The organism is Corallococcus carmarthensis, assembly GCF_003611695.1.
Classification (GTDB): domain Bacteria; phylum Myxococcota; class Myxococcia; order Myxococcales; family Myxococcaceae; genus Corallococcus; species Corallococcus carmarthensis.
Genome location: NZ_RAWE01000242.1, coordinates 1 through 14,464 on the forward strand (window position 1 = coordinate 1; position 14,464 = coordinate 14,464).

Annotated in this window: 10 protein-coding genes; 7 read left to right on the forward strand and 3 right to left on the reverse strand. The window is 71.0% G+C overall.

Features of this window, described 5'->3' with window-relative positions; genetic code table 11:
- The 3 genes from D7X32_RS37950 to D7X32_RS37960 all read left to right on the forward strand — a co-directional run.
- Positions 1-1,250: glycosyltransferase family 4 protein (locus tag D7X32_RS37950; protein WP_244239412.1), on the forward strand; the 1,250-nt coding region annotated here is incomplete at its 5' end.
- Positions 1,247-2,566 (forward strand): lipopolysaccharide biosynthesis protein, encoded by a 1,320-nt coding sequence (locus tag D7X32_RS37955; RefSeq protein WP_120607411.1) that lies wholly within the window; start codon positions 1,247-1,249, stop codon positions 2,564-2,566. The genes D7X32_RS37950 and D7X32_RS37955, both read left to right, overlap by 4 nt.
- A gap of 68 nt (positions 2,567-2,634) precedes the next feature.
- On the forward strand, positions 2,635-3,381 hold the full coding sequence (locus D7X32_RS37960; RefSeq protein ID WP_120607412.1) for a sugar transferase: 747 nt from the start codon (positions 2,635-2,637) through the stop codon (positions 3,379-3,381).
- Here the strand turns inward: D7X32_RS37960 and D7X32_RS37965 are convergent.
- Positions 3,302-4,453: a DegT/DnrJ/EryC1/StrS family aminotransferase gene (locus D7X32_RS37965; RefSeq protein ID WP_120607413.1), complete on the reverse strand. Its 1,152-nt coding sequence runs from the start codon at positions 4,451-4,453 to the stop codon at positions 3,302-3,304. The two genes, D7X32_RS37960 and D7X32_RS37965, sit on opposite strands and share 80 nt — an antisense overlap.
- A gap of 121 nt (positions 4,454-4,574) precedes the next feature.
- Positions 4,575-5,939 carry a hypothetical protein gene (locus tag D7X32_RS37970; RefSeq protein WP_120607414.1) on the reverse strand — a complete coding sequence of 455 codons (1,365 nt, stop codon included), beginning with the start codon at positions 5,937-5,939 and terminating at the stop codon, positions 4,575-4,577.
- Positions 5,940-6,561: 622 nt separating this feature from the next.
- On the opposite strand from D7X32_RS37970, the gene D7X32_RS47200 reads away from it, so the two are divergent.
- The gene (locus D7X32_RS47200) at positions 6,562-7,122 is read left to right on the forward strand and encodes a GNAT family N-acetyltransferase (protein ID WP_279635653.1); all 561 of its coding nucleotides are present in this window, start codon (positions 6,562-6,564) and stop codon (positions 7,120-7,122) included.
- A 74-nt stretch (positions 7,123-7,196) separates the two neighbouring features.
- Here the strand turns inward: D7X32_RS47200 and D7X32_RS37980 are convergent, their stop codons facing one another.
- Positions 7,197-9,179, reverse strand: a complete 1,983-nt coding sequence (locus D7X32_RS37980) for a polysaccharide biosynthesis protein (protein WP_120607416.1) — start codon at positions 9,177-9,179, stop codon at positions 7,197-7,199.
- Between the two features lie 393 nt (positions 9,180-9,572).
- Here D7X32_RS37980 and D7X32_RS37985 point away from each other — a divergent pair, with 393 nt between their 5' ends.
- From D7X32_RS37985 to D7X32_RS37995, 3 genes are all read left to right on the forward strand, one after another.
- On the forward strand, positions 9,573-10,202 hold the full coding sequence (locus D7X32_RS37985; RefSeq protein ID WP_120607419.1) for a histidine phosphatase family protein: 630 nt from the start codon (positions 9,573-9,575) through the stop codon (positions 10,200-10,202).
- Positions 10,203-10,261: 59 nt separating this feature from the next.
- A complete protein-coding gene (locus tag D7X32_RS37990; protein ID WP_147450428.1) occupies positions 10,262-12,910 on the forward strand; it encodes a winged helix-turn-helix domain-containing protein in 2,649 nt (882 codons plus the stop codon).
- Between the two features lie 170 nt (positions 12,911-13,080).
- Entirely contained in the window at positions 13,081-14,253 is a 1,173-nt protein-coding gene (locus D7X32_RS37995) for a trypsin-like serine protease (protein ID WP_120607418.1), read from the forward strand.
- The last annotated feature ends 211 nt before the right edge of the window (positions 14,254-14,464 follow it).

The following is a 14,464-nucleotide window of genomic DNA, read 5'->3' on the forward strand; positions in this document are numbered from 1 at the left end:
CCCCTCATTCACCCCAGGAGCTGCCTGACATGCGCATCGTCTACCTGCACCAGTACTTCAACACCCCCACCATGCACGGGGGCACGCGCTCCTACGAACTCGCGCGGCGCCTGGTCTCCATGGGCCACGAGGTCCACATGGTGACTTCCGACACCCGCACGGACGCCAGCCCGGGCAAGGGGTGGCGCGAGTCCAACGAGAGCGGCATCCAGGTGCACTGGCTGCCGGTGCCCTACAGCAACGCCATGAGCTACCCGGACCGCATCCGGGCCTTCAGCCACTTCGCGGTCAACTCCACGCGCCGCGCAGCGCAGCTGCCCGCGGACGTCTTCTTCGCCACCAGCACGCCGCTCACCATCGCGGTGCCGGGCATCGCCGCGTCGCGCTGGAACAGGCGGCCCATGGTCTTCGAGGTGCGCGACCTGTGGCCCGCCATCCCCATCGCGGTGGGCGCGCTCAAGAGCCGCTCCGCCATCCTGGCCGCGCAGCTCTTGGAGAAGGCCGCCTACGCGGGCGCGGAGCACATCGTCGCGCTGTCGCCGGGCATGAAGGCGGGCGTGGAGGCGGCGGGCGTGCCGCCGGAGAAGATCACCATCATCCCCAACCTCTGCGACCCGGAGCGCTTCCAGGTGCCGGCGTCCGCGGGCCAGGAGTTCCGGCAGAAGTACGCGTGGCTGGGGGACCGGCCCATGGTGCTGTACGCGGGCACGCTGGGGCTGGTGAACGGCGTGGAGTACCTGGTGCGGGTGGCCGCGGAGATGCGCAAGCTGGATCCGGAGGTCCGCTTCGTCATCATGGGCAAGGGCCGTGAAGAGGCCCTGCTGCACGCGCTGGCGGAGCGGCTGGGCGTGCGGGACCAGAACCTCTTCTTCCTGCCCAGCGTGCCCAAGGCGCAGGTGCCCGCGGTGCTGAGCGCGGCCACCATCGCCACGTCGCTCTTCACGGACGTGCCGGGCATGCAGGACAACTCCGCCAACAAGTTCTTCGACGCGCTCGCGGCGGGCCGGCCGCTGGCGCTCAACTACGCCGGCTGGCAGGCGGAGCTGCTGGACAAGGAGCCCTTCGGCCTGCGCCTGCCGCCCAAGGACGTCCCCGCCGCGGCGGCCATGCTGGCGCGCCGGCTGCGCGACCCGCGCTGGCTGGCGGAGGCGGGCGCGCTGGCCGGGAAGCTGGGCCGGGAGCGCTACTCCGCGGACATCGCGGCGAAGCGGCTCTCAGAGGTGTTGCAGCGCGCGGCGGCCCGGTCATGAAGGGACGCTCGGTGGGGAGCAACTTCATCTGGTCGCTCTCCGCCGGGCTCTTCTACGCCCTCGCGCAGTGGGGCGTCCTGGTGGCCTTCGCGCGGCTGGCCACCATGGAAGAGGTGGGCGAGTTCGCGCTCGCCCTGGCCATCACCGCCCCGGTGCTGCTGATGGCGCGCATGCAGCTGCGCACGCTCCAGGCCACCGACGCCCGGGGCGCCTTCGGCTTCCAGCACTACCTGGGCCTGATGGTGCTCAACGTCGTCGCCGGCGTGGCGGTGTGCTGCGCCATCGCCACGGTGCTCGCGGACTCCGTCCACGCGGGCTGGGTCATCGCGTTCGTGGCGCTGGCCAAGGGCTTCGAGGCGGTGAGCGAGGTCTTCTACGGCGCGCTCCAGAAGGCGGAGCGGCTGGGGCTCATCGCCCGGTCCACCATCGCCAAGAGCGTGCTGTCCGTGGTGCTGGTGCCGCTGGCGCTGTGGCTCACGCACAGCCCCATCGCCGGGGCGGCGGCCATGGCGTTCGCGTGGGCCATCGTCCTGTGCGTCTTCGACGCGAAGGCGCTCCGGCGCGAGTTCCCCGGCGTGCGTCCCTGGAGCACCCTGTGGCGCACGCCGTGGCGGACGGAAGGCGTACGGCTCAAGGCCCTCTTCCTGCTGTGCTGGGTGCTGGGCCTCACCGCGCTCCTGGGAGCGCTCCGGCCCAACATCCCCCGCTACCTGCTGGAGGCGCACGCGGGCCAGGCGGAGCTGGGCATGTACGCCGCGCTCGCGTACTTCGCCGCGCTGGGCGGCCGGGTGGTGCACTCGCTGGGGCAGGCGGTGAGCCCCCGGCTGGGGCGCTACCACGCGGCGGGCGAGGCGCGCCGCTACGGCAGGACGCTGGCGGGCTTCACGGCCGCGTCCGCGGGGGTGGGCCTGTGCGCCATCGCCGGCTCCGCGCTGTTCGGCCGGTGGGCGCTGACGCTCTTCTACGGGCCCGCCTACGCCGGGAACCTCGAGCTGTTCGTCTGGCTGATGGGGGCCGCGGCGCTGGAGTACGTCTGCTTGAGCCTCGCGGTGGGCCTCACCGCGGCGCGCGAGCTGAAGGGCCAGGTGGTGCTGCTCGTCGTCTCCGTGACCGTGGTCGCGCTGGCCAGCGCCGTGTGGGTGCCTCGGGTGGGGCCGGTGGGGGCCGCGTGGGCGCTGGCGTTGGGCTGGGTGTCGGAGCTCGTGTGCAGCGCCTGGCTGACCTTGCGCGTCTGGCGGCGGCTGACGGCCCCGGAGCCCGTGCAAGCCCCCCGGACCCTCGCGCCCGTGGATGCACGGGAACCAACAGCAGGCTGAGTCCTTGGGGCCGTGGTGGCGAACCGGGAGAATTTCTAGTCTTTCCGGTTTCAAGGAGCGACGTCACCATGCAAAGACAGGCAGGAACCGGGCTGTTCCTCAAACGGTGCTTCGACGTGATGGCGGCGGGGGTGGGCCTGCTATGCCTTTCGCCGGTGATGGCCGCCACGGGACTGTTCGTCCGGATGACGATGGGCAGCCCCGTCCTCTTCCGGCAGCGCCGGCCGGGCCGCAAGGGAAAGCTCTTCACCGTCCTCAAGTTCCGCACCATGCTGGACGCCACGGACGCGAACGGTCAGGTGCTGCCGGACGAGCAGCGCCTCACCTGGGCCGGGCGGCTCTTGCGCTCCACCAGCATGGATGAGCTGCCCCAGCTGTGGAACGTGCTCCGGGGCGACATGAGCCTCGTGGGCCCGCGCCCGCTGCTGGTGGAGTACCTGCCGCGCTACTCCGCGGAGCAGGCGCGGCGCCACGACGTGCTGCCCGGCGTCACCGGCTGGGCGCAGATCAACGGCCGCAACGCGCTCAGCTGGGACGAACGCTTCCGGCTGGACGTCTGGTACGTGGACCACTGGAGCCTGGCGCTGGACGCGAAGGTGCTGGCGCTGACGGTGGTGCGCGTGCTGCAGCGCCAGGGCATCTCCTTCGCGAGCGAGGCCACGATGAACAAGTTCATGGGCAGCCCGCCGCCGGAGTCCAACGTCGTGCCGCTCCGGCAGCAGGAGTCCGGCGCCGTCAGCCCGCCGTCCGCAGCCCCTGCCTCCGGGGAACGGCGCGGACCACCTCCACCACCCGCTCGAGCTCCCGGGGCGTGAGGTTGGAGCCGGACGGCAGACACAGGCCGTGGCGGAACAGGTCTTCCGCCACGCCACCCCGCCGCCGTTCGAAGTTCGCGAAGACGGGCTGCAGGTGCATGGGCTTCCACACCGGCCGCGCCTCGATGTTCTCCCGCTCCAGCGCGGTGCGCACCGCCTCCCGGTCCGCGCCGAACGCCTCCGGGTGGATGGTGACGGTGGTCAGCCAGCGCGTGTGACGGCCCCACGGGGCCTCGGGCATGAAGTCGATGCCCGGCAGGTCCCGGAAGGCCTCCACGTAGAAGGCGTGGTTCGCGCGGCGCGCGGCCACCCGGTCCTCCAGCACGTGCAGCTGCCCCCGCCCGATGGCGGCCAGCACGTTGCTGAGCCGGTAGTTGTAGCCAACTTCAGAGTGCTGGTAGTGCGGCGCCGTGTCCCGCGCCTGCGTGGCCAGCTTGAGCGCGTGCTGCACCAGCTCACCGTCCGCGGACACCAGCATCCCGCCGCCGGACGTGGTGAGGATTTTATTGCCATTGAACGAATAGATGCCCACGCGGCCCAGCGTGCCGGGGGCCCGCCCCTTGTAGGTGCTGCCCAGGGCCTCCGCGGCGTCCTCCACCACGGGCACGCCGTAGCGGTCACAGGTGGCCATGATGGGATCCAGGTCCGCGCTCTGGCCATACAGGTGCACCACCACCACGGCGCGGGGCAGCCGCCCCACCCGGGCGCGCATGGACAGCTCCTCCTCCAGCAGCGCGGGGTCCATGTTCCAGGACGTGCGCTCACTGTCGATGAAGACGGGAGACGCGCCCAGGTAGCGGATGGGGTTCACCGACGCGGAGAAGGTGAGCGTGCTCACCAGCACGTCGTCGCCGGGCCCCACGCCCACCAGCTGGAGCGCCAGGTGGAGCGCGGCCGTGCCGGAGCTCAGCGCCAGCGCGTGGGGCGTCCCCACGCAGCGGGCGAACTCCTCCTGGAAGGCATCGACGTGGGGCCCCAGGGGGGCAATCCAATTGCTTTGGAACGCGTCGTCGACATAGCCGCGCTCGAGCGTGCCCATGTGGGGCGAGGACAGGTAGATGCGGGAGGACATGCGAAAAACTCCAGGCAAGACCGGGCATCCTGACCCCGGCATTGCCTGGAGCGTTCGCACACTCCCTCCTCCCGCGCGCTCGGGCGGGAGGAGGGGGTGTTTGTCCGCATTGTGGAACTTGTTACAGCGCCGAACCCGCGCCCAGCAGCTTCGCGTTGAGCGCGGCGTTGCCGTAGAACTGGGTGTTCTGGCCCACGGAGTGGGTCTCCAGGCGCTGCTGGAGGGCGGCGTTGTAGCGGCCCAGCTTCATCAGGCCGTCATTGAACCAGCCCGTGCCGGTGCCCGTGCCGTCCACGTACATGCTGTACTTCTTGGCGGACGGCCAGATGACGTTGTTCAGGGTGACCACGAACTTGCGCATGTCCGCGTCCGTCCACTCCATGCCCGCGTCGTGGGCTTCCACCAGGTAGGCCATCACGCCGTTGCCGTGCGCCACGTCCTGGCCGGGGCGCTTCTTGGAGGCCCACTCGGCCGCCCAGAAGTACGCATTGGCGTTCACCGGGCTGGTCATCAGCTGGCCGCGCAGCGACGAGGTGTTGTTGGGCATGTCACGGTTGATGTTGTTGAAGACGGTCAGGTAGGTGGCCTTCTTCGTGGCGTCCGTCGTCATGAGCGACAGGTCCATGGCGATGTACGCCCAGTGCGACGCCATGTGCGTATTGACGCGATAGAGGTAGCTGTTCGCGCCGCGCTTGTTCCACTTCTCGAACATGTTCCGTTCGGTGAACGCCAGCAGCTTGTCGTACTGCGTCTTGTACGTGCTGTTGTTGTAGAGCGCGGGCGTCTCACGGATGGTGCGCAGCATGCGCGTCACATAACGCCAGCAGTAGCTTTCAAACAGGGGGACTTCCTGGCCCAGCGTGTCCGAGCGGGCCGACGCCCAGCCCAGGTAGCTGTCCTTGAACTGGCTCTTGGGCAGCGAAGACGACGTCTTCGCGTGGTTGACCATGTTGTTCACATACAGCAAAGCCCGGTCCATGTACTGCGTCTTACCGGTGGCGCGGTACATCGCGGTGTTGCCGTCGATGCCGTAGGACAGGTCGTAGAACTGCCAGCTGTCCAGGGAGTTGCTCTTGGGGAGGAAGCTGGAGGTGTGCTCCGAGTTCCAGCGGTTCAGGAAGAGCGTCTCCCAGCCGGCGACGGTGCGCAGGCTGACGGCCGCCTGGGCGGTCGTGCCGAGGCTCTCCTCGGCGGAGGCAGGCGCTTCCGCGACCGCGGGGGCGTCCGCCTCCGGAGTGGAGGGAGCCGCCTCGGCCTCCGGCTCGCCAGGAACCGCCGTGTTCTCTTCGGGGGAAGAGGGAGCGAGCGAGTCCGGACCAGGGGTGGCGACTTCGGTGCTTCCGGGGGTGTTGTCTCCGTTGGGGCTGGCCGTGCTGGCGGTGTCCTGCTCGGGTTGGGGGCCACACGCACCACCCACCAGCAGGCTCAGCGACAACAGGGACGACAGGGCACGACCAGACGTGTTGCGACGACGAAGTTCCAACATCAGGGGGGTCCTGTAGGGCAGCTCCCGTAAACACCACGGTCGGCTACCCTGTTGTGGGAACGCCGGAGTGCGTTCACAGGTCGCCAGAAGCATTTGGGGGCCTCTTGAATTCCTTTGTGATTAGACAAAAAAAACATCACGACTGACAGTGAGTGGTCAGTCCAGGGCCACATGGGCCTGTCCGCCTGAGCCGGTATGGGCGGCGTCAGGGTGGGGGCGTATGACAAGGACAGGGCAGGCGAGCGCCATGCTGGTTCCCGACGCGGGCGCCTCGGCGCTGTCCGGGCAGTACTTCCGCTCCGAAAACCATCTGCGCGCCGAGCAGGTCACCCATACGCTGGTCGTCGAAGAAACCGATACAGGCAGGGCGTTGCGGATCCCACTCATCGTGCGAGCGATTGAGGGAACTTCGTACCGCGACGCCATTTCTCCGTATGGATTTCCGGGCGGCGTGACGGACGGATGGAGCGAGGTGCCAGCACATGCCGTGGATTGGCGAGGCACCGAACTGGTCAGCATTTTCGTGAGGGAGCGAGTCCAGGGACCGCACTGCTTCTCGGGAGGTACGGCGCGAAATGAGGTCTTTTTCGTGGACCCGTGCCGCCCGCTCACACTGCGGGAGATGCATCGCCGTCACATGCGGCGAAATGTCCGGCTGGGCTTCGTGAGCACCGTGCGTGCGGCCCGGGACGCGCCGCCCGAGGAGCGCGAGGGGTTCCGGGACGTGTACCGGCAGACCATGGTGCGGGACCAGGCGTGCCACCGGTACTTCTTCTCCGACGCGTACTTCGAGGAGCTGTTCGCGTCCCCGGAGGCCTGGCTCGCGACGGCGCGCGCGCCGGATGGGAGCGTCGCGTCCTCGGCCGTGGTCGTCCGCAGCGACGGGCTGCTGCACTACTACCTGGGCGGAACGGCGGATGCGCACCTGGCGCGCTCACCCGCGAAGAACGTCTTCGGCGAGATGATCGACCTGTGCACCCGGCTGGAGCTTCCCCTCCACCTGGGGGGCGGGCTTCAGCCGGGGGACGGCCTGGAGGACTTCAAGCGCGGCTTCGCCAACGCCAGCGGGCGCATCCACACGCATGAAATCATCTGCGACACGGCCGCGTACGCCGCGCTGGCGGAAGGCCACCACTCCGGCGGCGGCTTCTTTCCGGCCTACCGCGCGCCGCACCGCCCATGACGAAGCCCCGGCCTCCCGCGCTCAAAGCGCACGGGAGACCGGGGCCTCATGAAAACGGCCGGGGCCGCGTGGGGTCAGGCGCTGACGTTCTTCTCCGCGACGGGCGCCTTCACCGGAGCGAAGGCGGGCAGCACCTTCGCCACGGGGCCCGGGGGCTTCGACGGCGTGTACGCGGGAATGAGGTCCTGGAGGGCGCGCTTCACGTCGCTGGCGTCACCGGCGCGGGCCGCGCGGTCCAGGCGCTTGAGCTGGAGCAGGAAGTCCGCGGGCGGCGCGGGGCTGCGGGCCACCTTGATGCGGTTGCGCACCTGATGGGAGAGCTCCTCCTCCTCGGACATGAGCACCTCCTCCAGCTTCTCCCCCGGGCGAAGCCCCGTGTAGACGATGGAGATGTCCTTGTCCGGCACCAGGCCCGTCATGGTGATCATGTTCGCGGCCAGCTCCGCGATGCGGACCGGCTCTCCCATGTCCAGGATGCACAGCTCACCGTAGCCGCCCAGGCCGGCCAGCACCACCAGGCCCACCGCCTCCGGGATGATCATGAAGTAGCGGGTGCAGTCCGGGTGCGTGACGGTGACGGGGCCGCCCGCGGAAATCTGCTGCTTGAAGAGGGGCACCACGCTGCCCGCGGACCCCAGCACGTTGCCGAAGCGGACGGCGCAGAACGTGGTGCGCGACGACACGGCGATGTCGCGGATGACCATCTCCGCCAGCCGCTTGGAGGCGCCCATCACCGACGAGGGCTTCACGGCCTTGTCGGTGGAGATGAGGATGAAGCGCTCGGCGCCGCAGGCGTCCGCCATGCGCGCCACGTTCTGCGTGCCGAAGACGTTGTTCTTGATGGCCTCCTCCGGAGCGTCCTCCATCAGGGGCACGTGCTTGTGCGCGGCGGCGTGGAAGACGTACTGCGGCGCGAACTCCTGGCCAATGCGCATCATCCGGTCCAGGTCGCGGATGTCCGCCACCACGGAGTGCACCGGCACGTTCGGGTAGCGCGACTGCAGCTGGCGCACCAGCAGGTAGAGCTCGTTCTCGTTGATGTCCACCACCACCAGCGACGAAGGCGAGTGCCCCGCGACCTGCCGGACGATTTCACTGCCGATGGAGCCCGCGCCGCCGGTGACCAGGATGCGGCGGCCCGTCACCAGCCGGTGCACCTCGTCGTGGTCGAAGGCGATGGCGTCCCGGGGCAGCAGGTGCTCCGGGGACAGGTCGTGCAGCATGGCGGCGGTGATCTTCTGGTCCAGGTAGGCGAACGAGGCCGGGATGATCTTGAAGCTGACGCTCTGGTGCCGGCACAGGCTCAAGAGGTGCCGCGTGCGCTCCGGGGACAGCCGCGGAATGGCGATGAGCACCTGCGTCACCCGGTGCTTCTTCATCACCTCCGGCAGCGCGTCCAGCACGCCGAGCACCGGCTTGCCGTTGAGGAAGGTGCCCTGCTTGCCGGGGTCGTCATCCACCAGACCGATGACGTGCCACGGGCTCTTGCGGTCGCGCAAGAGGTCGCGCAGCAGCAGGTCGCCCGCGCTGCCCGCGCCCACGATGAGGGTGCGCTGGGAACCCTCGGCCCGGGCGCGGCGCTGGTCCAGGTACCACTGCCGCGCCATGCGCGGGGCGAAGCGGTGGAAGCCCAGCAGCGTGGTGGTGACGAAGAACTCCAGCGCGACCACCTGCCCCGGCAGCGCATCCATGAAGAAGATGGAGCGCAGCAGTTCGAACACGATGGTGCCCGCCAGGCTTGCCAGCTCCAGCCGGACCGCCTCGTGGATGCCGGAGCGGTGGAAGGACCAGCGGTGCAGACCCAGCCAGACGAGCGTCACCAGGCGCACCGCGACCAGCAGCGCCACGGCGCGGGGCAGCACCTCCCGGCACGCCGGCGACAGGCCGTCAGCGAAGTGCAGCATCGTGGCGAAGAGCAGCGAGCAGGCGATGAGGACCGCGTCCACACCCAGCATCCGCAGCCAGCCGAAGCGGTGGGCCCTTCGCGGGGCACTCTCCGAGGCCTCCCGCGGCCCCGCATCCAGGCTCATCGCTTCCAGATTCTGACCGTGTTTCATTGAAGTCTCCCCCTCCCGGCCCGGCGTCCACGGAAAATCCGCCGTCCTCCCAACCGCGTAATCAGGAAGACACGCCCTAGCTCGGAATCGCGGAGAAGGTGGACGCGCGTCCAGTGGTGCTAAAGCCGTCCAGGAGTGCTGTCCGACCTGATTCCCGGGGAGCTGCGAGGCATTGGGCAAAAGCCCTGCCCCCCGGGGTGAAAACACAGACATCCCCACGGCCTCCAGGCGCCGGGTGTCCGCGGCCCGCCGTGCCAGCGGCGGCGATGTTTCAACGAGGTGACACGCCCCCCGCTGGAAGGAACAGGCGCGGCCGTGGCGCGATGGCCGCGCCCGCGGGCTGACACTCCGCGCGCCTTGCTCCCCCGCGGCGCGCCCGCCACGCTCGCGGCCATGACGACCGAATTCATCCTGCTCCGGCACGGGGAGACGGAGTGGAACGCCCTGGGGCGCCTGCAGGGGCACCTGAACAGCACGCTGAGCCGCGAAGGGCTGCGGCAGGCGGAGGCGCTCGCGGCGCGCCTGGCCCCCCTGCCCTTCCAGGCCCTCTACAGCAGCGACCTGGACCGCGCGGTGCAGACGGCGTCCCGCATCGCGGCGAGGACGGGCCACGGCCTCCAGCGGGACGCGCGCCTGCGGGAGCGCGGGCTGGGCGTGCTGGAAGGGCTGACGCGCGCGGAGGCCGGCCAGCGCCATCCGGAGGTCTTCTCCGCGTACACGGAGGGCCACGCCGACTACGTGGTGCCCGAAGGCGAGAGCGCGTCGCAGCGCCTGCGGCTGGCGCTTCACTGCCTGGAGGAGCTGGGCGCGCGCCACCCGGAGGCCCGCGTCGTGGTGGTGACCCACGGCGGCGTGCTCAGCGCGCTCCTGCGCCACTGCCTGGGCATCCCGGCCCACGCGCCGCGCTCCTTCTCCGTCCTCAACGCGGGCTGGAACCAGTTCGACCTCCACCAGGGGGCGCTCCGGATGGTGACCTGGGGGGACGTCAGCCACCTGCGCGCGCTCAGCCTGGACGACACCTGAGGTCACCTTCCCGTGAGGCCCTGCCGGACGGGGCCCGGTGGCCCTAGAATGCGGGCGCCATGCGCACGCCATCCGCTCCGGGGCTGGGACCGCCAGCTGTCTTCGTGGGCCGCGCCCAGGAGGTACGGCGGCTGGGGGACATGCTGCGGCGCGTGCACACCGGGGTCGTCTACGGGCTGCCCGGGGCGGGCAAGTCCGCGCTGGTGGCGGCGGTGGCCGCGAAGCACCGGGGGCCCGTCGTGCACCGGCGCGTGCGCCCCGGGGACACGCTGGACACGGTGGTGGACGACGTGCGCCGCCTGCTGAGTGAAGCGCCCGTGGCCCAGGCCCTGTCGGACGCGTCCCGGCTGGAGGCGCTCGCGGGCGAGCTGGAGGCGCGCCGCGCCCTGTGCGTGCTGGACGACCTGCACGTGCTCGGGCCCCCGGAGCGCGCGGCCCTGGTGGAGGACCTGGGAGGTCGGCTGAGGCAGGGCACGCTCCTGGCCACCTCGCGGGAGTCGGTGCCCCGGCACGCGGCGAGTCCGGACCGGGTGGAGCTGCGGCTGGAGGGACTGCCGGAGGAGGCCGCGCGCCAGCTGTGGGAGGAACTGGACGCGCTCTACGGCGAGCGCGACGGCTTCGACGCGGCCTGGGGCCGCTCCAGGGGCCTGCCCTTCCTCCTGCGCCGGGCCCACGCGGGCGACACGGGCGGAGACGAACCGGTGCGCGCGGCGCTGGCGGCGCTGCCCGCGGACGAACGGCGGCTGACCGCGATGCTGGCCCTGAGCCAGCTGCCGCTCACCGCGAGCACGCTGGAGCGGGTGCTGGCGGGCAACGCCGCGGGCAGGGCGCTGCGCCAGCTGGGCGCGAAGCTGCTCGTGGAGACGGACTCGCGAGGCCGGTACGGCGTGCACGACCTGGTGCGCGAAGCGATGGTGTCCCTGCTGCCGCCGGACGAAGCGCGCGCCGCCCACGAAGGGCTGCTGGCGGTGCTGGAGCGCGAACCCCTGCCCGCCGTGGTCCGCGTGCGCGCGGTGTGCCGTCACCTCCAGGCGCTCGGCCAGCACGAGGCGCGCGCGGCCTTCATCGTCGCGCAGGCGGAGCCGCTGGTGCGCCACGGCGCCGCGGACGAGCTCCTGGGCCTGCTGGACTCGCTGCCCGGCGAGCTGCGCACGGCCCAGGTGCGGCTGGCCCACGCCCGCGCGCGGGTGCGGCTGCTCGACCTGCGCCGGGCCTACCCGGAGCTCCTGGCCCTGCGCGCCTCGCTGGAGGCCGCCGCCGGCGCACCGGCGCCCGAGTCGAACGAATCCCTGCGCGAGGGCGTGGGCGCCGTGCTGGTGCGGGTGGCCCTCTTCGCGCTGGAGCCGGACGCCTGTGAGCGCACGCTGGAGTCCATGCCGGTGCCGAGCAGCGCGGAGGTCTTCCTCCAGCAATTGCTGGCATGGACCGCGCTGCGCTTCTTCCAGGGGCGGCTGGATGAATCCCTGGCGATGCTGGACAACGCCGGCGCCGCGACCGGGGACCGGCGCGTGCTGGGCTGGTGCGCCTATGCCCGCGCGCTGATGCTCTGGATTGAAGGCCGCGACAGCGAGCTGGCGGAGCCCCTGGCCCAATGCGTGTCATTGCTGGAGGACGCGCCGCTCGACTCGCGAGGCCCGCTGGTCGCGGCCATGTCCGCGGGCATCCTCAGCCGGCTGGGCCGCTTCACGGAGGCCGACGCCGCGCTCGCGAGCGCCCGGGAGCGGCTGGGCCAGCTGGGCGCCCCCCGCCTCGCGCTGGAGCTGGACTGCATCTCCGCCTGGGTGCACGCGGAGGGAGGACAGCGGCGCGCGGCGCTCGCGGCGCTGAGGGAGACAGAAGCGCGCGCGGAGAAGGCCGGCTACCTCTTCGTCCGGCTGCTCTGCCGCGTGGGCGCGGGCCGCATGCTGCTGGAGCTGGGCCGGCGCGCGGAAGGCCGGGCCCAGCTGGACGCGGTGGAGGAAGAGGTCCGGGCGCGCGGCGTGGTGGGACTGATGCGGGCCGCGCGGGTGGCGCGCACGTTGGACGTCCCCGGGCCGGAGGCACCGCCCGTCGCGGTGGAGCCCCGCGAGGTGCGCCCCGGCATCGCCGCCCGTCAGCGCGCCCTGGCCGCCCTGGCCGCGGCCCGGAGCGCGGACGCCCCGCGCGCCACGGCGCTGCTCACCGCGCTGGAGCCCCTGTCTCGCGGCGAGGACTTCGCGCTGGAGCGCACGCTGGCGCACCTGACCCGCGCCACGCTCCACCGGCACGCGGGCAGGACCCACGAGGCAACGCAAGCCTTGGAGGAGGCCACCCGCGCGGCGACGCAAGGCGGGGTGGATCCGGAGCTGATGGCGGAGCTGACCCGGCCCTTCGCATCCGTCCCGGAGGCCGCGCGTCCGGCGGAAGCACCCGCGCGGGAGCAGGTGGTGCTGGACGCGCGCCGCCACGAGCTGCGCGCCCCGGGGAAGACCGTCTCCCTGGAGCGGCGTGCCCTGCCACGAAGGCTGCTCTACGCCCTGGCCCGCCAGCCGGGACGCACCCTGTCGAAAGAGGACTGCGTGCGCGCCATGTGGAACGCGGACTACGACCCGCGCCTGCATGACAACGCGCTGCGCGTCCACGTGAGCCACGTGCGAGACATGCTCGAAGGCACCGGCACCCGCGTGGTCTTCGAGGACCCCGGCTACCGGCTGGAAGTGTCCCCGGGCTTCACCTTCGTCACCGGGTAGACCTCCGCGGCCAGGCGGCGCGTCACGCTGTGACACGTTGTTGCAGCCCGGGAAACCTCGTCACTGTCGTTATCCAGTTACAATAAATTGCGGGCCTGGGTGTTTACATTCAGTTCCGGATTCCTCCACAATCCCTGCGCCTCAACATTTCCCGTAAAGGCGAGGTTCACATGATTTCAGGTCAGGTCGTGCGCAGCTGGGCTGCCGCCAGCGCGGTGTCGCTGCTCGTCGTCGGTTGCGGTCCCCAGGCCACGGAGGAGAAGCAGGCCCAGCCGGAGACCCCGGCGCCCGCCGCCACCACCCAGGAGATCGTCGGTGGCTCGGCGACCACCATCGGGGCGAACCCCTGGCAGGTGTCGCTGCAGAGCAGCGGCGGCAGCCACTTCTGCGGCGGCTCCATCATCAACGAGAGCTGGATCCTCACCGCGCAGCACTGCGTGAACTCGGGCGGCAGCATCTCCAAGCCGGGCCGCATCGTGGCGGGCGTCACCAACCGCACCACCACCACCGGCGGGCAGGTCCGCACCGTGTCCCAGGTGGTCGTGTACCCGGGCTACGTGGACGCGAACTACGGCAAGGACGCGGCGCTCCTCAAGCTGTCCTCGCCGCTGGACCTGAGCGGCGCGAACGCGAAGGCCATCCCCATCGTCACGGCGGCGGATGAGGCCTCGGGCGTGGGCGGCGTTGGCGCCGTGGCGCGCGTCACCGGCTGGGGCACGCTGTCCAGCGGCTCCTCCTCGCTGCCGACCACGCTCCAGACCGTGGACGTGAACGTCATCAGCAACGCTGCCGCGCAGGCCGACTACCAGGGTCAGGAGACCATCACCGCGGACCAGCTGGGCGCGAAGGCCCCGGGCAAGGACTCCTGCCAGGGTGACAGCGGCGGTCCCCTCACCGTCCTCAAGGGCAGCACCCGCGTGCTCGCGGGCATCGTGAGCTGGGGCTACGGCTGCGCCGACGCGTCGTACGCGGGCATGTACGGCCGCGTGTCGTCCTTCGCCAGTTGGATCAACACCACCATCAACGCCCCGCAGCAGCCGACGCAGACGCTGCTGAGCCAGACCAACCTCTCCGGCGCCGCCAGCTCCTTCACGCACTTCGCCATCACCGTCCCCGCGGGCTCCACGACCCTGACGGTGGAGCAGTCCGGCGGCACGGGCGACGCGGACCTCTACGTGCGCCAGGGCTCGCAGCCCACCACGACCGCGTACAACTGCCGCCCGTACGCCAGCGGCAACGCGGAGACCTGCACCATCACCGCCCCCGCGGCCGGCACCTGGTACGTCTCCGTGCGCGGCTACTCCGCGTTCACGGGCGTCTCCGTGAAGGCCACGGTGCCGTAGTCGTCGCCTGACACCGGCATGCGCGCGCAAGCCCTCTTCCTCCCTTCGCGGAGGGAGGGGGCTTTCGTGTTTCAGCGCCCCCGTGGGCTCGGAGTGCTAGACCCGCCATCATGGCCCGGCCCGTCCCCAGAGCTTCACGCTGCCCCCACTGCAACGCGCCCTTCGCGCCCCAGGCCGCGAAGACGCACTACGTCTGCGGCTACTGCGGCAA

Excerpts from the sequence above, each read along its gene's own strand:
- D7X32_RS37985 (WP_120607419.1), top strand. The coding sequence starts at position 9,573 with ATGACGACCGAATTCATCCTGCTCCGGCACGGGGAGACGGAGTGGAAC.
- D7X32_RS47200 (WP_279635653.1), top strand. The coding sequence starts at position 6,562 with ATGCATCGCCGTCACATGCGGCGAAATGTCCGGCTGGGCTTCGTGAGC.
- D7X32_RS37970 (WP_120607414.1), bottom strand. The coding sequence starts at position 5,939 with ATGTTGGAACTTCGTCGTCGCAACACGTCTGGTCGTGCCCTGTCGTCC.
- D7X32_RS37995 (WP_120607418.1), top strand. The coding sequence starts at position 13,081 with ATGATTTCAGGTCAGGTCGTGCGCAGCTGGGCTGCCGCCAGCGCGGTG.
- D7X32_RS37960 (WP_120607412.1), top strand. The coding sequence starts at position 2,635 with ATGCAAAGACAGGCAGGAACCGGGCTGTTCCTCAAACGGTGCTTCGAC.
- D7X32_RS37990 (WP_147450428.1), top strand. The coding sequence starts at position 10,262 with ATGCGCACGCCATCCGCTCCGGGGCTGGGACCGCCAGCTGTCTTCGTG.
- D7X32_RS37955 (WP_120607411.1), top strand. The coding sequence starts at position 1,247 with ATGAAGGGACGCTCGGTGGGGAGCAACTTCATCTGGTCGCTCTCCGCC.
- D7X32_RS37965 (WP_120607413.1), bottom strand. The coding sequence starts at position 4,453 with ATGTCCTCCCGCATCTACCTGTCCTCGCCCCACATGGGCACGCTCGAG.
- D7X32_RS37980 (WP_120607416.1), bottom strand. The coding sequence starts at position 9,179 with ATGAAACACGGTCAGAATCTGGAAGCGATGAGCCTGGATGCGGGGCCG.